19 protein-coding genes are annotated in these 18137 nt (G+C 37.5%); 17 read left to right on the top strand and 2 right to left on the bottom strand.

Going from position 1 to position 18137, the window contains the following annotated elements; translation table 11 throughout:
* The first annotated feature begins 1 nt into the window (after position 1).
* From CYP54_RS00360 to CYP54_RS00400, 9 genes are all read left to right on the top strand, one after another.
* Positions 2 to 898: a PDC sensor domain-containing protein gene (locus tag CYP54_RS00360; RefSeq protein WP_103603752.1), complete on the top strand. Its 897-nt coding sequence runs from the start codon at positions 2 to 4 to the stop codon at positions 896 to 898.
* Positions 895 to 1506, top strand: a complete 612-nt coding sequence (gene hisH, locus CYP54_RS00365) for an imidazole glycerol phosphate synthase subunit HisH (protein WP_103603753.1) — start codon at positions 895 to 897, stop codon at positions 1504 to 1506. Before CYP54_RS00360 ends, hisH begins: the two co-directional genes overlap by 4 nt.
* Positions 1506 to 2216: a 1-(5-phosphoribosyl)-5-[(5-phosphoribosylamino)methylideneamino]imidazole-4-carboxamide isomerase gene (gene hisA, locus CYP54_RS00370; protein WP_103603754.1), complete on the top strand. Its 711-nt coding sequence runs from the start codon at positions 1506 to 1508 to the stop codon at positions 2214 to 2216. Before hisH ends, hisA begins: the two co-directional genes overlap by 1 nt.
* 63 nt (positions 2217 to 2279) lie before the next feature.
* Positions 2280 to 2645 (top strand): chemotaxis response regulator CheY, encoded by a 366-nt coding sequence (locus CYP54_RS00375; protein ID WP_002939933.1) that lies wholly within the window; start codon positions 2280 to 2282, stop codon positions 2643 to 2645.
* Positions 2645 to 3478, top strand: coding sequence for a 50S ribosomal protein L11 methyltransferase (locus CYP54_RS00380; RefSeq protein WP_103603755.1), 834 nt, complete (start codon positions 2645 to 2647; stop codon positions 3476 to 3478). The genes CYP54_RS00375 and CYP54_RS00380 overlap by 1 nt, the downstream gene beginning before the upstream one ends.
* Positions 3471 to 5396: an ATP-dependent zinc metalloprotease FtsH gene (ftsH, locus tag CYP54_RS00385; protein WP_103603756.1), complete on the top strand. Its 1926-nt coding sequence runs from the start codon at positions 3471 to 3473 to the stop codon at positions 5394 to 5396. Before CYP54_RS00380 ends, ftsH begins: the two co-directional genes overlap by 8 nt.
* Positions 5397 to 5398: 2 nt before the next feature.
* A complete protein-coding gene (locus CYP54_RS00390; RefSeq protein ID WP_103603757.1) occupies positions 5399 to 6025 on the top strand; it encodes a phosphatidylserine decarboxylase in 627 nt (208 codons plus the stop codon).
* A complete protein-coding gene (gene pssA / locus CYP54_RS00395; protein ID WP_072594435.1) occupies positions 6018 to 6749 on the top strand; it encodes a CDP-diacylglycerol--serine O-phosphatidyltransferase in 732 nt (243 codons plus the stop codon). The genes CYP54_RS00390 and pssA overlap by 8 nt, the downstream gene beginning before the upstream one ends.
* A gap of 146 nt (positions 6750 to 6895) precedes the next feature.
* Positions 6896 to 8410 (top strand): 2-isopropylmalate synthase, encoded by a 1515-nt coding sequence (locus CYP54_RS00400; protein WP_021091757.1) that lies wholly within the window; start codon positions 6896 to 6898, stop codon positions 8408 to 8410.
* Positions 8411 to 8752: 342 nt separating this feature from the next.
* Here the strand turns inward: CYP54_RS00400 and CYP54_RS00405 are convergent, their stop codons facing one another.
* Both CYP54_RS00405 and surE read right to left on the bottom strand, forming a co-directional pair.
* Entirely contained in the window at positions 8753 to 9400 is a 648-nt protein-coding gene (locus tag CYP54_RS00405) for a tRNA threonylcarbamoyladenosine dehydratase (protein ID WP_103603758.1), read from the bottom strand.
* Positions 9390 to 10166 carry a 5'/3'-nucleotidase SurE gene (surE, locus tag CYP54_RS00410; RefSeq protein WP_103603759.1) on the bottom strand — a complete coding sequence of 259 codons (777 nt, stop codon included), beginning with the start codon at positions 10164 to 10166 and terminating at the stop codon, positions 9390 to 9392. Before surE ends, CYP54_RS00405 begins: the two co-directional genes overlap by 11 nt.
* 102 nt (positions 10167 to 10268) lie before the next feature.
* On the opposite strand from surE, the gene lpxB reads away from it, so the two are divergent.
* The 8 genes from lpxB to CYP54_RS00450 all read left to right on the top strand — a co-directional run bounded on the left by lpxB (position 10269) and on the right by CYP54_RS00450 (position 18104).
* Positions 10269 to 11303, top strand: a complete 1035-nt coding sequence (gene lpxB, locus CYP54_RS00415) for a lipid-A-disaccharide synthase (RefSeq protein ID WP_103603760.1) — start codon at positions 10269 to 10271, stop codon at positions 11301 to 11303.
* Positions 11304 to 11306: 3 nt separating this feature from the next.
* Entirely contained in the window at positions 11307 to 11792 is a 486-nt protein-coding gene (greA, locus tag CYP54_RS00420; protein ID WP_072594430.1) for a transcription elongation factor GreA, read from the top strand.
* Between the two features lie 63 nt (positions 11793 to 11855).
* The gene (locus CYP54_RS00425; protein ID WP_103603761.1) at positions 11856 to 12647 is read left to right on the top strand and encodes a UDP-2,3-diacylglucosamine diphosphatase; all 792 of its coding nucleotides are present in this window, start codon (positions 11856 to 11858) and stop codon (positions 12645 to 12647) included.
* Complete coding sequence (locus CYP54_RS00430; protein WP_103603762.1) at positions 12647 to 13600, top strand: chemotaxis protein; 954 nt, start codon at positions 12647 to 12649, stop codon at positions 13598 to 13600. Before CYP54_RS00425 ends, CYP54_RS00430 begins: the two co-directional genes overlap by 1 nt.
* 8 nt (positions 13601 to 13608) lie before the next feature.
* Entirely contained in the window at positions 13609 to 15963 is a 2355-nt protein-coding gene (locus CYP54_RS00435; RefSeq protein ID WP_103603763.1) for a hybrid sensor histidine kinase/response regulator, read from the top strand.
* A 9-nt stretch (positions 15964 to 15972) separates the two neighbouring features.
* Positions 15973 to 16470, top strand: a complete 498-nt coding sequence (locus CYP54_RS00440; RefSeq protein WP_085658145.1) for a chemotaxis protein CheW — start codon at positions 15973 to 15975, stop codon at positions 16468 to 16470.
* An 8-nt stretch (positions 16471 to 16478) separates the two neighbouring features.
* Positions 16479 to 17105, top strand: coding sequence for a phosphoserine phosphatase SerB (gene serB, locus CYP54_RS00445; protein WP_085658146.1), 627 nt, complete (start codon positions 16479 to 16481; stop codon positions 17103 to 17105).
* A gap of 6 nt (positions 17106 to 17111) precedes the next feature.
* The gene (locus CYP54_RS00450) at positions 17112 to 18104 is read left to right on the top strand and encodes a transaldolase (RefSeq protein WP_103603764.1); all 993 of its coding nucleotides are present in this window, start codon (positions 17112 to 17114) and stop codon (positions 18102 to 18104) included.
* The last annotated feature ends 33 nt before the right edge of the window (positions 18105 to 18137 follow it).

Raw genomic sequence — 18137 nt, forward strand, 5'->3', positions numbered from 1 at the left:
TTTGGTTATAAAAGATATTAAGAGATTTAGTGATACGAGATATAAGGCAAGGGCGTATATTTGCTATTTATTTAGTAGAAATTTGCCAAATAGACTGCCTGGAGTTTGTTTGGAGAACATAAAAGCTGGTTTTGACAAGATCAGCCACGAGATAGAAAATTTTGACGCATTGTATATCTTAGACGAAAATGGCGTGCAGATCGAAGACTCGATCAGTCTAAATGAAAAATACAAAATCCCAAAGGGCGAAAACCGTGCAAATAAGGCATACTACTATACCGCAGTGCGTGAGAAAAGGTGTGTTTTAAGCGATCCTTATCCATCAAGTCTAAATGGAGGTTTATGCGTCACAGCAAGTGTGCCTATCTATAACGAAAAAAATGAGCTTAAATTTATCGCTTGCATCGACATAAGCCTAGAAAATATCCTAAATATGGTCGATAGCGGCTTTGTCGAGGAGCATTTTGGTAGATTTTTAAAGACAGTCTATGCGCTCTTTTGTGCATCACTTTTTATGATTTGTGCATTTTTATTTTGGCATGGGGTAAAGAGCTTTATCTCAAAAAGTATCGAGCATATAAATGTCGAAGAAATTTTTGAATCAACCATCATTTTAACGCTTGCTCTTGCCATTTTTGATCTTGTTAAGACGATATTTGAAGAAGAGGTTTTAGGTAAAAATCACGAAGAAAATAGCGTTATTTATAAGACGATGGTGAGATTTATCGGCTCAATTATCATCGCACTTGCGATCGAAGCGCTTATGCTAGTCTTTAAATTTGCTATTACTGCACCTGAAAATATCATAAACGCTATCTATCTAATAGGCGGCGTGGCGATGCTAATGGTGGCACTTAGCTTTTATCTTTTTAGCGTAAAAAGGCAAGAGAACAGATGACCGCTATTATTGATTATGGTGTGGGTAATATCAAAAGCGTGATAAATGCTTTTAAATTTCTTGGACATGAGTGCGTTTTAGTAAGTGATCCTGAAAATTTAAAAGAGTATTCGCACATTGTTTTACCAGGCGTTGGAGCTTTTGGTGAGGCGATGATAAAGCTAAAAAATAACGGCATGGATGAAGCCGTAAAAGAAGCCGTAAAAAGTGGCAAAGCATTTATTGGTATTTGTCTTGGCATGCAGCTTTTATTTGAGCGAAGCTTTGAGTTTGGCGAGCATGAGGGACTTTCTCTTTTGCCTGGTGAGGTCGTAAAATTTAATGAAACTAATTTTGATAAGCCATTAAAAATACCTCACATTGGTTGGAACGCTTTGGAATTTAAGCAAAATAGTCCATTAAATTTAGGACTAAAAGAGCTTGAGTATTTATATTTTGTACATAGCTATCATGTGGTTTGTGATGATAAATTTGCACTGGCAAAGACGACTTATGGATATGAATTTACAAGTGCGGTTTGGTATGAAAATATTTTTGGCTTTCAGCCTCATCCAGAAAAAAGTCACGAAGCTGGACTTAAAATTTTAGAGAATTTTGCGAGGTTGTGATGGAAATTTTTCCAGCGATTGATTTAAAAGAGGGGCAAGCGGTTAGACTTAGCAAAGGTCTTATGCAAAGTGCTAAAATTTACAGCAATGAGCCAAGTGAGCTTGCTAAGAAATTTGAAGATTATGGCGCAAAATGGCTTCATGTGGTTGATTTAGACGGTGCATTTGCTGGAGAGACGATAAATTTTAAAACAATTGAAAAAATTACAAAGGCTACAAATTTAAGCGTCCAAGTAGGTGGTGGCATAAGAGATGAAGAGCGAATAAAACGCTATTTAGACCTTGGAGTTAGCAGAGTGATCCTTGGCTCAGTAGCTCTTAGAGATCCAGAATTTACAGCAAAAATGGCTGGAATTTACAGAGTCGTAGTTGGCATAGATGCCAAAGATGGCTATGTGGCAGTGCAAGGCTGGGGCGAGATCTCAAATATAAAAGCAGTCGATCTTGCAAGAAAATTTGCAGATGTTGGCGTGGAAGCTGTGATTTGCACCGATATTAACAAGGATGGAATGCTTGGCGGAGTTAATGTTGAGTTTAGCTTGCAAATAGCTAGAAATAGCAAGCTTGAGACGATAGCAAGTGGTGGCGTGAGTGATATAAATGATATTTTGATGCTAAAAGCTACAAATGAGATTAGTGGCGTAATAGTTGGGAAAGCCTACTATGAGGGGTTGCTTGACCTAAAAGAGGCCTTTAAACTACTTAGATAGCGTTAAAGCTTTTATAAATTTAAATTAGCTAGAATAGGGCAATTTTTACTAAAAGGATATTATGTGAAGATTTTGGTTGTAGATGATAGTTCAACAATGAGAAGAATCATAAAAAATACTTTACAAAGGTTAGGACATCAAGAAATTCTTGAGGCTGAGCACGGTCTTGAGGCTTGGAATATCTTGACTCAAAATGAAGGTATCGAAGTTCTTATCACTGACTGGAATATGCCTGAGATGAATGGTCTTGAGCTTGTTAAAAAGGTAAGAGCTGAGCAAAAGTATGTTGATATGCCTATCATAATGGTAACAACAGAGGGCGGAAAGGCCGAAGTTATAACAGCTTTAAAAGCAGGTGTTAATAACTACATCGTTAAACCTTTTACGCCACAAGTTTTAAAAGAGAAGCTTGAAGACGTTCTTGGTTAATGAAAGATAAATTTTACGAATTAAGCATAAAAACATCAAATTTTTATGATGAAATTTTAGAGCTAGTTTTCTCTTTTGGAGTTACCTGTGTTGAAGAGCTAGATCACGAGATCATCATCAGGGAAGAGTATGATCTAAAAGATATAGCTTGGGGTATTGAAGAGTATGCAAAAGGGCTCTCTAGTGTTCGTAAAATTTCAAATGATTTAAAAATTTCTCTTAATTTAAAAGAAAATAAAGACTGGCTAGGTGAATATAAAAAGGCAGTTAAGCCTATTTTGGTTGATAAAATTTATGTTAGACCTAGCTGGGAAGAGCCACTTAATGGCGTAACAAATATCATAATCGACCCAGCTCTAGCCTTTGGCTCAGGGCACCATGAAAGCACAAATTCTTGCTTACAGCTTTTACAAAAATATGCAAAAAGTGGCAATACTACTTTAGACGTGGGCTGTGGAAGTGGAATTTTAAGTATTGCTCTAGCAAAGCTTGGCTGCAAGATTGATGCTTGTGATACAGACGAGCAAGCCACACAAAGCTCACTTAGCAACGCCGAGTTGAATGAGGTTAAATTTAATAAAATTTGGACAGGTTCTATCGCAAATTTAGAGCAAAAATATGATATTGTCGTAGCAAATATCATTGCTGATGTCATTTTTATGCTCTCAAATGACTTAAAAAAATCGCTTAAAAAAGGCGGCTACTTGGTATTGTCAGGAATTTTAAACAAATACGAAGACAGGATTAAAGATACGTTTAAGGATTTGGAGCTAATTGAGATAAAACAAAGTAACGATTGGAGTAGCTTTGTTTATAAGGAAATAGATGAATAACCAAAATAATAACCAAAATAATGGCAACAATAACGGTTTTTTTAATAAAAATCCTATTTTCGTTTTTGCCATTTTTGCAATAGTTATAGTTTTAGCTTTTAGAAGCTTTAGTGGAGACGGACTAGGTGGCTCTTTTGGGCTAAATAGCAATGCCCAGAGTAAAATGGTAGCTTATTCTGAGTTTAAAGATATGTTAAAAAATAAGCAGCTAAATGAGGTTGCTATCTCAGAAACTACCATAAAAGGCATAGGTAGTGACAAAACTATCTATCTTGCAAAACGTATAAATGATCCAACGCTCATTGGTATACTTGAGCAAAATGGCATAACTTATAGCGTTTATAGCGAAAATAACTGGTTTGGTGATCTTATATTTTCATGGATCATTCCGGTATTTATATTTTTTGCTATTTGGATGTTTATTGCTAGTCGTATGCAAAAGAATATTGGCGGCGGCATACTTGGCATAGGAAGTGCAAAAAAACTTATAAATTCTGAAAAACCAAAAGTTAAATTTGACGATGTCGCAGGCGTTGAAGAGGCAAAAGAAGAGGTTCAAGAGATAGTTGATTATCTAAAAAGTCCTGATAAATATCTAAGACTTGGGGCAAAAATTCCAAAAGGTATTTTACTAGTTGGCCCTCCAGGTACTGGTAAAACGCTTCTTGCAAGAGCAGTTGCAGGCGAGGCTAGTGTTCCATTTTTCTCTATGTCAGCATCAAGCTTTATAGAGATGTTTGTCGGTGTTGGCGCAAGTAGGGTTAGAGATCTTTTTGAAAATGCTAAAAAAGAGGCTCCAGCGATCGTTTTTATAGATGAGATCGATGCGATCGGTAAAAGTAGAAATTCTGGTCCGATGGGCGGCAATGACGAGAGAGAGCAGACGCTAAATCAGCTTCTTTCTGAGATGGACGGCTTTGATGCGGACAAGTCGCCAGTCATTGTTGTAGCTGCTACAAATAGACCTGAAGTTTTGGATGCTGCGCTTTTAAGGCCAGGTAGATTTGATAGGCAAGTGCTTGTTGATAAGCCTGATTTTAAAGGACGTTGCGATATTTTAAAAGTTCACATGAAAGATGTAAAGATCGGTAAGGATGTAAATATCGAAGATATTGCAAGGCTTACGACCGGCTTAGCTGGTGCTGATCTTGAAAATATCATAAATGAGGCCGCACTTCTTGCAGGACGTAAGTCAAAGACCTTTGTCGAGCAGGCTGATCTTGTGGAGGCCGTTGAGAGATCGATCGCTGGGCTTGAGAAAAAGTCTCGCCGCGTAAATCCAAAAGAAAAAAGAATCGTAACTTATCATGAGTGCGGTCACGCCTTGATAGCTGAACTAACAAAAGGTGCAAAAAGAGTAACAAAAGTCTCAGTCGTGCCACGTGGTCTTGCGGCACTTGGCTATACTCTAAACACGCCTGAAGAGAATAAATTTATGATGCAAAAGCATGAGCTGATAGCAGAAGTAGATGTACTTTTGGCTGGTAGAGCAGCTGAAGAGGTGTTTATTAAAGAAATTTCAACCGGAGCTAGCAACGACCTAGAGCGTGCGACCGATATCATAAAAGCTATGGTTAGTATGTATGGTATGAGCGATGTCGCCGGTCTTATGGTACTTGAAAAGCAACGTGCTACGTTTTTAAATGGTGGTCAAAGTATCAAAGATTACAGTGATAAGATGGCTGAAAAGGTTGATGAGTTTGTAAAAACGCTTCTTCATGAAAGATACACAGCTGTGCTTGGTTTGCTTGAAATTTATAAAGGTGCTATTGAAAATATGGTATCAGCACTTTATGAAGAAGAAACAATCGAAGGAAAAAGAGTTAGAGAGATCATTAAAAACTATGAGATCGAAAATAGTCTAGAGAGCAGACTTGTAGAGATCGAAGAAGACGAAAAGAGTAAAAAAGAGGAATAAAAATGAGTGGCTATATCGCGAAAGCAGGATATAAATTTATATTATTTTTTCTAATTTTATTTGTTTTATCTTTGCTGTTTGGGATCTTGCCACTACTTTTTGCTATTTTACTTTTTTTGGGGCTTTATTTTTTTAGAGACCCTGAGAGAGAGCCATTTTCTGATGATAAATTGGCTTTACTATCGCCAATTGATGGCAAGATAAAAGAGATCAGTGCTTCAAATTTTGACAATAATGAAGTAGCTAAGATCGTCATAAAAAAATCTTTTTTTGATGTTGGTACATTAAGGGCTGTAAGTGATGTAAAAGTAGCTGAAATACGCAAAAGACATGGCTTATTTTTGTGTCAAGCTATGAAAATTTCAGAATTTTTAAATGAAAGAGCGATTATTCGCTTTGAAAAAGAGAATATAAAATTTGTTATGAAAATTATAGCTGGAGCTTTCAGTCGAAGTTTAGAAATTTCAAATGTTACTAGCCTGAAAGCATCTAGAAAATTTGGTTTTTTAGGAAGTGGAGAGGTGATTTTATACCTACCAAGAGAGACTAAGATATGTGTAAGCGTTGGAGAAAGCATAAAGGCTGCTTCGCTTTTGGGATATTTTGAAGAGGGAAAAAGAGATGAATAACATACAAAAGATGCAACTAATGTATATCTTGCCAAATTTATTTACAGCAGCTAGTGCTTTTTTGGGTGTTATTAGCATTATTTCATCTATTCAAGGCAACTATTTTAAAGCCATTATTTATATAATCTTATCGCTTATTTTAGATGGACTTGATGGACGTGTGGCTAGACTTACAAAGACAACTAGTAAATTTGGGGTAGAGTTTGATAGTCTTGCAGATCTTGTTGCTTTTGGTGTAGCACCAGCGATTTTATTTTATTTGACTATTGGTAAAAATTTTGGCAGATTCGGAGCACTTATAGCTGCTATGTTTGTGGTTTTTGGAGCTATTAGGCTTGCTCGTTTTAATGTCACTACTGGCACATATGAGCCAAATGTTTTTATCGGGCTTCCTATACCATCAGCAGCTATTGTGAGCGTACTTTGGGTTGGAATTTATATCGACTATACTTTTTTAGAGGGATTTGAGTGGTGCTTGATGCTACTTGAAGCTACTTTGGCAGCTTTAATGGTTAGCAACATTCGCTATCCAAGCTTTAAAAAAATAAATTTAAAACAAACCCATGTGATAAGAATTTTAGTAGCTCTTGTAGTTGCATTTTCGATGCTTTATCTATATCCATTTGAAAGTGCGACTTTGGTTATGAGCGTCTATATGCTTTATGGTATAGTAAGAGCCACTATAATGTTTAGTAAAAATTCTAAAAAAAAGGAGAGCGAATGAGCGAAAATGGCGTCATAAAATCACGTAAATTTTTACCAAAAATCGAAATCAAAAACTCTCTACTGCTGCTACTTAGGTAGCAAATTTCTCTTTACTTAACTCATCAAATTTAAAATTTAAATATAAAAAAACAAAAAAGGACAAAAATGGATAAGAATAAAATTATAATTTTTGATACGACTTTAAGAGATGGCGAGCAAAGCCCTGGTGCATCGATGAATACAGCTGAAAAACTACAGATCGCACTTCAGCTTGAAAGGCTTGGCGTGGATGTTATGGAGGCTGGATTTGCAGCGGCAAGCCCAGGAGATTTTGATGCGGTAAACCAAATAGCAAAGCAAGCCTCAAATATCACGGTTTGCTCTCTTGCACGTGCAGTTGAGCGTGATATCAAGGCAGCTGGCGAGGCATTGGCTCCAGCTAAAAATAAGAGAATTCATACATTTATAGCGACAAGTCCAATTCATATGGAGTACAAGCTAAAAATGAGCCCAGATGAAGTAATAAAACGTGCAGTCGAGTCTATAAAATACGCAAAAACCTTTTGCGATGATGTAGAGTTTAGCTGTGAGGACGCTTGTAGAAGTGAAATGAGCTTTTTAAAAGAAATTTGTGATGCTGCTATAAATGCGGGTGCAAAAACTTTAAATATCCCTGATACAGTTGGTTATTTATATCCTGAAGAGATAACTGCTCGCATTAGTGAAATAGTAAAATTTGTAGGCGATAGAGCGATAATATCTGTGCATAATCACAATGACTTAGGCATGGCTACAGCAAATTCACTAGCAGCCATAAAAGCTGGTGCAAGGCAGGTCGAAGGTACGATCAATGGCATAGGTGAGCGTGCTGGAAATGCTGCGCTTGAAGAGATCGTGATGGCTATCAAAACCCGCCAAGACGTCTTTGCTCCATTTTATACAGACATTATCTCAAAAGAAATTTATCCAACTTCAAGACTTATCGCTAGTATTATAGGCATTGAGCCTCAACCAAACAAAGCTATCGTTGGTAAAAACGCATTTGCTCATGAGAGTGGCATACATCAAGACGGCGTGCTAAAACATAAAGAGACCTATGAAATAATTAGCGCTGAGAGTATAGGCCTTGAGAAAAATTCTCTTGTTTTAGGTAAGCATAGTGGTCGCCACGCGTTTAAAGATAAGCTTGCTAGCCTTGGATTTGACCTTGATAGCGATGCTCTTAATAAGGCATTTGAAAAATTTAAAGAGCTAGCTGATAAGAAAAAAGAGATATTTGATGATGATATTAGGGCTCTTGTGGCTGAAGAGATTACAAAAATTCCACAAGCTTATGAGATCACGGCTCTTCTTCAAAGTAGCGGCGGAAGCCTTGCAAGCGCTTCAATTAGCATAAAACACAATGATGAGATCATCAGTGACTCAGCCCTAGGAAATGGTACTGCTGATGCGATATTTAAGGTAGTTGATCGTATTAGTGGCATTAGTGGCACACTAAAAGACTATAAAGTGGCATCTGTTTCCCAAGGTAAAGACGCACTTGCTAAGGTTGATGTAAAGGTCGAGTTTGAGGGCAAAACGGCTGTAATAGGCCATGGACTTGACATAGATACTATGATGGCAAGCGCAAAAGCCTATGTTGGAGCACTAAATAGCTACCTTCGCATACATAAAAACTAAAATTTTAGCTGGCTGCTAAATTTGCAGCTGGCTACTTTAAATTTAATCCGAAAACTATATAAATTTTTAAAATTCAAAGTCTCTATTTAAAAAAATAGATTTTACTATCTTTACAAATTTTAAAATCTTTACTCACTCGCCTTAGTAACTTACTAATTTTAGGGCTCATAAATATTCGCCACTAAATTTAGAGCCGAAATTACTCGCTCATAAATTTTAAAATTTGCTAGATTCTCATCTTGGATTGTTAAATTCGTGTTTTGTAGAGCTGGCTATTAAATTTATATCCAAAAATGCCAGCTCTAATTTGAAATTTTACTCGAAGAATAAATTCTTGACTTACTACCCAACTATCTTTTTAACAGCTAGTGAAGCTAAATTTAGCCCAAAGCAAGCAGTCACGCCCATGAAGCTTCCAAGTGGCTTGCAAAGTGGCTCTTCTGTTGAAAAGACCACGTCAAATTTACCGCTAAAGCCTGATTTTTTGAGCTCATATCTATATTTTCTAGCTAGTGGATCGACAGAGGTTTTCCAAACGCAGGCCACCTTTGTCTTGGTTGGATCAACCCTTTTTGCCCCACCCATCGAGGCTATAAATTTGCTAGGATCTACCGCATTTGCAAGGGCAATCTTGGCGGTGATATCATCGATCGCGTCGATCACCACGTCAAATTTACTAAAGTCAAATCCAGCGACAAACTCAGGCGTGATTAGCGTCTGAATAGGCGTTATACAAGGATAAATTTTGGCAAACTCCTCCACCTTTATGCCGCCAACGTTTTCGCTGTAAATTTGGCGATTTTGATTTGTTATGTCAAAGGTGTCTTTATCGATCAGCGTGATGCTCCCAACCCCGCTTCTAGCAAGCGCATCTACGCACATTCCACCCACACCACCAGCTCCACAAACTAGCACTTTTGCGCTTTGAAGCCTGCTAAAACCATCCTCACCAAAGAGCCATCTTATCCTTGTAAATCTATCATTTTGCATCAAATTTCCCCTTTAGGCTCTCCAAGCTCTCATATGAAGTCATATTTAGTTTTATGGGCGTTATCGTGGCAAAGCCCTCATTTACCTTGCTGATGTCACTTGGCTCGCCTTTTTCGTATTCAAGCGCAGCATTTCCAAGCCAGTAGTACTCGATACCTCTTGGGTTGCGATTAAGCGTAGCATGCGTGGCGTAGGTGCGTTTGCCAGCTGGGACGATGGAGTAGCCTTTGAAATTTTTGCTAGTTACAGCCGGAATATTTATATTTAGGAATTCTCTTTGATTTAGCGAAATTTCACCCTCTAGCACCTTTGATACGATAAATTTCACCACCTCTTTTGCTAGCTCAAAGCCAAGTTCATTTAATGAATTATTTGCATAAAACTGCGAAAAGGCAATACTTCTAATGCCTTGCAAAACGCCCTCCATCGCCGCTCCGCACGTGCCAGAGTAGGTTATATCTTCGCCTAAATTTGCTCCGTGATTTATGCCACTTATCACTAGATCTGGCTTTTTATTATAAAGCGCGTGAAGTGCGAGATAGACGCAGTCACTTGGCGTTGCGTCATCGAGTTTAAAAAAGTTATCATCAAGTTTTATAAACCTAAGTGGTCTTGTGAGTGTCAAAGAGTGAGCGCAGGCTGATTTTTCAGAGCTTGGAGCTACGATCGTGACGTTCACGCCATCTAGCTCGCTTAAAGCTTCTTTTAAAGCAAGCAAGCCAGCCGCTTCAAATCCATCGTCATTTGTTATCAAAATTTCTTTCAAATTTTATCCTTTAAAGGGTTGGATTTTATCACAGCTTTCTTAAAATTTTAAAGAATTTTTGCGTATAATGCCCCCAAAAAAAGACCTGATGAAAGTGTGTAAATGAAAATTTTAGTCTCCGCTCTTGAGCCATCGGCAAATTTGCATTTAAAAGAAATTTTGAAAAATTTCGAGGGCGAATTTGAGCTAATGGGAATTTTTAGCGAAGAGCTAGGCGCGCCATATATGAAAAGTAGCGAGTTTTCAGCGATGGGTTTTGTCGAGGTTTTGCCGCTCATTTTTAAGGCAAAAAAGGCGATGAAAGTGATGAGCCAGATGGCAAAAGAGGCTGATGCCGTGCTTCTAATAGACAGCCCAGCCTTTAACTTACCGCTTGCAAAAGCGATAAAAGAGGCTGGCGCAAAAGTAGCCGTGACATACTATATCTTGCCTCAAGTTTGGGCGTGGAAGCCAAAAAGAGTGAGCGTGGTTGAGAGGTATTGTGACAACCTAGCTTCGATCCTGCCATTTGATGCGAAATTTTATAGCCGATCGACCTACGTGGGACATCCTTTGATGGATGAGATAAAGCTTAAGAAAACTAGTCTAAGTAGCAGTGGCAAAGTGGCGTTTTTGCCAGGATCAAGAAGGTCAGAGATTTCAAGACTGATGCCAGTTTATAGAGAGCTTGCTGAGAATATTGAGGCAAAAAGGTTACTTGTCGTGCCACCATTTTTGCTTGATAAAGTGGGCGAAATTTATGGCGATGTGAGTGATTTTGATATCGTCTCAAATACGCCTGAAGCCTTGTATGAGAGCGACTTTGCCTTTGTTTGCTCAGGTACGGCTACTCTTGAAGCAGCGCTCATTGGTACGCCATTTGTGCTAGCATATAAGGCAAAAGCAATAGATATTTTTATAGCTAGAAAATTTGTAAAGATCAAGCACGCTGGACTTGCAAATATAATGTTTGATTTCATGGGCAAAGAGCCGCTTCATGAGGAGTTTATCCAAGAGCTTGCAACGGCTGAAAATTTGCTAAGAGCTTATGAGAGCTGCGATAGGCAGAAATTTTTAAAAGGCTGTGACGAATTGAGAGAGTATTTGTCGCATGGCAGCAGTAAAAATGTAGTAAAAATTTTAAAAAATATGGAGTAAAAAATGAGTGAACCAATGACAATGCACGGATATGAAAAGATAGAAGCTGAGCTAAAAGATTTAAGGCTGGTGCAACGCCCTCAAATCGTAACTGAGATCGACATCGCAAGAAGCCACGGCGATCTAAAAGAAAATGCCGAGTATCACGCAGCAAAAGAAAAGCAAGCCTTTATAGACGCTAGGATCGCAGAGCTAAGCGCACTTTTAGCAAATGCCGAAGTGATCGATCCAAGTAGCTACGAGCATGATAGAGTTAGGTTTGGCTCAAGCGTTACGATAATGGACGAGGAAACTGAAATAGAGCATACATATACGATAGTTGGCATTAGTGAAAGCGACATCGACAAAGGCTATATCTCGATAAACTCACCTCTTGCAAAGCAGCTTTTGGGTAAGGCTGAGGGCGATGAAGTGGTGCTAAATTTACCAAAAGGCAGAAGCGACGTTGAGATTGTAAAAATTTGCTATAAGCCTATAAAATTTGACTAAAAAGATGAGACAAAGAGTCAGAAACTGCTTTTTGGCTCTGCTATTTTTTAATTAAGGCAAAATTTGAGCGAATATCTATATGCCCCTGTTATAAAAGAAGGTGCGATCTTTATAGCTGATGCGCATGAAAACGTAAACCGAAATGGCTTTTTAAAATTTTTAAGAGCTGTTGATAGCGGGGAGATCAAAGAGCCGCCACAAATTTTTTTATTAGGCGATATGTTTGATTTTTTAACGGGCGAGGGCGAATACACAAGAGAATTTTACGCTGAGCACTTAAGCCTTATAAATAAAATTTCACAAAAGGTAGAAATTTTTTACTTCGAGGGCAACCACGACTTTAGACTTTCAAATTTATTTAATAAAACAAGAGAAATTTGGGATGGGCGTGAGATGCTGCGTTATAAAAGAGTTAGGGTTTATGATATTTACGATCAGCCAGCAAATTTTAAAACGATCAATGAAGAGCGCGTCCAGATCGCACATGGTGATATATTTTTACCTTTTATAGATAAATACGCACTTAGATTTTTGCGCGTAAAATGGTTTTTAAAATTTATGAATGCTTTGGATAAATTTTTAAATTTTAAAATATCAAAAGCGATACTAGCCAAACTTACCAATAAAAATTTAGACTATAAAATTCCTAATTTTAAGGAGCTAATGAGTAAGCATTTGCAAGGATATGAGGCTGGTATTGTGATAGAGGGACACTATCATCAAGGCGAGCAATTTAATATTTATGATAGATTTTATATAAATTTACCTTGTTTTGCATGTGAGCAAAGTTATTTTGTTGTAGAATACGCCCAGCAAAAATTAAATTTGCTCAAAATGAGTTTGAAAGGACATTGATGTTTGGAGATAACGTACTAAAAACGGACTCAAACGAGATGGAACTTGTTGATTTTCGTATCTTTAAAAAGACCGAAAACAAAGTATATGAAGGAATATACGGAGTCAATGTCGCAAAGGTGCGGGAGATCATTAAGATGCCAAATCTTACAGAGCTTCCTGGCGTTCCCGAGTATATCGAGGGAATTTTTGATTTAAGGGGCGTGGTGATCCCTGTCATAAATTTGGCAAGATGGATGAATATTATCGAGCCAACTGAAGGCGTAGTTATAAAGCCACGTGTTATTATTGCTGAGTTTAGTGGTATTTTGATCGGTTTTATCGTCCATGAGGCAAAAAGGATCAGGCGCATAAGCTGGAAAGATATTGAGCCAGCAAATTTTGCTTCAGGTTCTGGCGCTTTAGATAAAGGCAAAATAACAGGCGTAACAAGAATAGAAAATGATGAAGTTTTGCTTATTCTTGATCTTGAAAGCATAGTAGAAGAGCTTGGAATTTACTCACCAAAGATCGAATTTGATGTAACAGATGATCAAAAATTAAAAGGTGTTTCTTTAGTTTTAGATGATAGCTCGACTGCTAGAAAGCTGGTAAAAGATGCTCTTGAGAAAATGGGACTTAGCGTGGTTGAGGCTAAAAACGGCGTTGAGGGCTTGGAGAGAATGGAAGAGCTTTATCAAAGATACGGAGAGAACCTATCAAGAGAGCTTAGAGTTATCTTAAGTGATATCGAAATGCCACAGATGGATGGATACCGCTTTGCTTCAACTCTTAAAAACGATGAAAGATTTAAAGAAGTACCAATAGTATTTAACTCCTCATTGAGTAATGATTTTAGTGAAATCAAGAGCAAAGAAGCTGGTGGTGCGGCGTATCTTACAAAATTTGATGCAAGCATATTTTATCAAGAAGTGCTAAAGGTTATTGAAGCACATTCTAAATCTGCAAAATGAGGTGAAACATGGATGATATGAAAGAAATAATGGAAGACTTTTTAATAGAAGCTTTCGAACTTATTGAGCAGATAGACCATGACCTTGTTGAACTAGAGGCAAACCCTGAAGATTTGGAATTATTAAATAGAATTTTCCGTGTTGCTCACACAGTAAAAGGTAGCTCAAGCTTTTTAAATTTTGATGTTTTAACAGAGCTTACTCACCATATGGAGGATGTTTTAAATAAAGCTAGAAAAGGCGAGCTAAAGATCACTCCAGACATTATGGACGTAGTTCTTGAGTCAGTTGATATGATGAAAGGCTTATTAAGTAGCATTAGAGATCATGGAAATGATACAGCTGCTGGCATTGATATTAAAAACATTTGTGCAAGACTTACTCAAATTTCTGAAGGCGAGGCTCCAGCAGCAGCTCCAGAAGCTCCTACCACACCAGTAGCTGAGCCAGTGCCAGAGCCAGCACAAGAGCCAGAACCAGCTGCACCTACCGAAGAAGCACCAGAGATAAGTGATGCTGAACTTTCAAAGCTAAGCGACTCTGAAGTAGAAGCTGAGATAGAGAGGCTTTTAAAAGTTAGGAAAGCTGAAGATAAGGCTAGACGTGCTTCAAAAGGCATAGCTCCAAAATCTCCTAGTGAGATAGCCCCGGCTGCAAGTAGTACTTCAGCTCCAGCTGCAAAAGCAGAGAGCAAAGAAAAAGATGGAGATAAAAAGGTCCCAGCAGCAAGTAGCGGTGCAGTAGCGCAGGAACAAACTATACGTGTTGAAGTAAAAAGGCTTGATCATTTGATGAACCTAATTGGTGAGCTTGTTCTTGGCAAAAACCGCTTATTAAAAATTTATGATGACGTGGAAGAGAGATATGAGGGTGAGAAATTCCTTGAAGAGCTAAATCAAGTAGTCTCAAGCCTAAGTCTAGTTACGACTGATATTCAGCTTGCCGTTATGAAAACAAGAATGCTTCCAATAGCAAAAGTCTTTAATAAATTCCCACGTATGATACGCGATCTTAGCCGCGACCTTGGTAAGCAAATCGATCTTGAAATTTCAGGTGAAGAGACAGAGCTTGATAAGTCAATCGTAGAAGAGATCGGCGATCCACTAGTTCACATCATCAGAAATTCATGCGATCATGGTATCGAGGATCCTGAGACAAGAAAGGCTGCAGGCAAGCCAGAAAAAGGTCTTGTTCAGCTAAAAGCTTACAATGAAGGTAATCACATCGTTGTTGAGATAGTTGATGATGGTAAGGGTTTAGATGCTGACATGCTTAAATCTAAATCGATAGAAAAAGGTATCATCACTGAGCGAGAAGCTGATGCGATGAGTGAAAAAGAGGCATTTGGACTTATTTTTAGACCAGGATTTTCAACTGCGGCAAAAGTTACAAACGTATCTGGTCGTGGTGTTGGTATGGACGTTGTTAAAACTAATATCGAAAAACTAAACGGTATCATTGATATTGAAAGTGAAGTTGGAAAAGGCACGGTTATGAAGCTTAAAATTCCACTCACGCTTGCGATTATTCAGTCATTGCTTGTTGGAACGCAAGAAGAATTTTATGCTATTCCACTTGCTAGTGTTCTTGAAACTGTTCGTGTGCCGATTGATGATATTTACACGATCGATGGCAAAAATGTACTAAGGCTAAGAGATGAAGTCTTGTCTCTTGTTAGACTTTCTGACGTATTTGGTGTTGAAAAAGCATTTGATGGCGGAGATCAAACTTATGTCGTAATAATCGGTGTTGCTGAAGCAAAACTAGGTATTATAGTCGATACTTTGGTTGGACAAGAAGAGATTGTTATTAAATCAATGGGCGATTATTTACAAAATATCCCAGGTATTGCTGGTGCGACTATTAGAGGTGATGGCCGTGTGACATTGATTATTGATGTTGGTGCTATGATGGAGATGGCAAAAGATATCAAGGTAGACATTAGGGCCGAAATAGAAGATAGCACAAAAGCAAAGGAAAAACCAAGCGATTATAAAGTCTTAATAGTCGATGACTCAAAAATGGATAGAACTATCATGCAAAAAGCGCTTGAACCAACTGGGGTAACGATAATAGAAGCCACAAACGGTGTTGAGGCACTAAATATCGTAAAATCCGGAGAGCACTCTTTTGATGCGATTTTGATAGATATTGAGATGCCAAGAATGGATGGATATACACTAGCTGGCGAAATTAGAAAATACTCTAAGTACAGAAATTTACCACTTATTGCTGTTACATCAAGGACTTCAAAAACAGATAGATTACGTGGCGTAGAAGTTGGAATGACTGAGTATATTACAAAACCATATTCAGCCGAATACCTAGAAAATGTCGTTAGAAAGAATATAAAATTAGCTTAGGGGTAAGGGATGAACAATAAACTAAATCAAGTTTTAAGCAAACAAAAACAGCAAATAAATGGTCCTGAGTTAAAAAATAATGAGGATATAGTTCAGCTAGTAGGATTTGTTGTCGGTGAGGAAGAGTACGCAATACCTATTTTAAATATCCAAGAGATAATCAAACCTATTGAATATACACGTGTTCCTAGTGTACCTGATTATGTTCTTGGCGTATTTAACCTACGTGGAAATGTTATTCCGCTTATTGATTTGCGTAAGCGTTTTTCACTAAATGTCACAAAACAAAGCCCAAGCACAAGATATATCGTTATGAAAGATGCGGATAATATCGCTGGCTTTGTGATAGATCGCTTGACGGAGGCTATCAGAATAGACCGCAACAGGATCGATCCGCCACCAGAGACTTTAGTAAAAGACAAAGGCATGATTTATGGTATTGGTAAGCGTGATCAAAATATCCTTACGATCTTAAAAGTTGAAAGCCTTTTAAAACGTGATTTTTAGGGTATAGCTTGATAAAACTTTGTGTTTTTGATTTTGACTCTACAATAATGGACGGCGAGACGATAGATATTCTCGCCGCCGCTAATAATGCTAGTGAAGAAGTAGCTAATATAACTAAGCGTTCGATGAACGGTGAGCTTGATTTTTTTGAAAGTCTTACAAAAAGAGTAAAATTTTTAAAAGGATTGCCACTTTTAAAAGTAAATGAAATTTGCAAAAATTTACCCATAATGCCTGGAGCTGGCGAGCTAATAGAGGCTTTAAAGCAAAAAGGTATCAAAGTTGTGGTTTTTAGCGGTGGATTTCACAATGCAACCGATGTAATGCAAAAAAAGCTTAATTTTGATGCAAATTTTGCAAATATCTTGCATCATAAAGATGGAATTTTAAGTGGTGAAGTTGGCGGAGAAATGATGTTTGGTAGTTCAAAGGGAGATATGATTGACCGCTTGTGTGGACTATTAAATTTAGGCAAGGACGAGATAATGTGTGTTGGGGACGGGGCCAATGACATATCGATGTTTAGAAAGTGCGACCTTAGCATTGCATTTTGTGCAAAAGATATCTTAAAAAAAGAAGCGACACATTGTGTTGATGTTAAAGATTTGCGTGAAATTTTAAAATTTATAAGGTAGAAACTAATGTATGACAACGAAGCTAAATTCTCTCTTTGGTGTGATTTTATAGAGAGAAATTTTTTACAAAGCGAATTTAACTCTTTATTGGAAAATAATGTTATAAACGGTGCTACAAGCAACCCAGCTATTTTTAAAACAGCATTTGCTTCACCTGCTTATAAAAAGATAATAGAAACTAGCAATAAACGCCACCCAAAAGATCTTTATGAAATTTTGGCTACTCAAGATATAAAAATTGCAGCATGTAAAATGTTAAGAAATTATGCAAACGGCGATGATGGCTTTGTAAGCATTGAGGTTGATCCAAATTTAAGTGACGATACAGCCGCAACGATAGAGGAAGGTATCAGACTTCATAATCTAATATCAATGCCAAATGTTATGATAAAAATTCCAGCTACAAAAGATGGCTATGAGGCGATGAGCACACTTATGGCAAAGGGGATTAGCGTAAATGCTACGCTTATATTCTCGCCAGATCAGGCTAAAAACTGTCTTGAATCTTTTAAAGAAGGCAGTAAAGCTTATGCAAGTCGCTTTATAGATACTACTATGCCAAAAGGTGTGATAAGTGTTTTTGTAAGTAGATTTGATAGAAAACTTGATGAGATTATGGCTGCAAAGAGCTTGCCAACGGGACAAATTGGCATAATGAATGCTGCAAATATATATCATCTGATCGAAGATTTTGGACTAGAAAATGTAAGAACGCTTTTTGCAAGCACAGGTGTAAAAGGCGGTGGTTTAAGAGGGGATTATTACGTTAGAGAGCTAATGTATAAAAATTCTATAAATACAGCACCAATAGAGACGATAAAAGAATTTATAAAAGAAAAAGCAGAGGCAAAAAATGTGCCTAGTAAAGAAAATATCTCAAGCTTTTTCCAGATTATAAAAAATAATGAGATAGATATAAATGTCGTTTATAAAGATTTATTAAGCGACGGTTTAAAGCAGTTTGTATCAGCATTTGATGATATTATGAAATCACTTTAAATAAAGAAGCCTAAGCTAATACAAAAACAGCAA

It is taken from the genome of Campylobacter concisus (assembly GCF_002914005.1).
GTDB classification, from domain to species: domain Bacteria; phylum Campylobacterota; class Campylobacteria; order Campylobacterales; family Campylobacteraceae; genus Campylobacter_A; species Campylobacter_A concisus_N.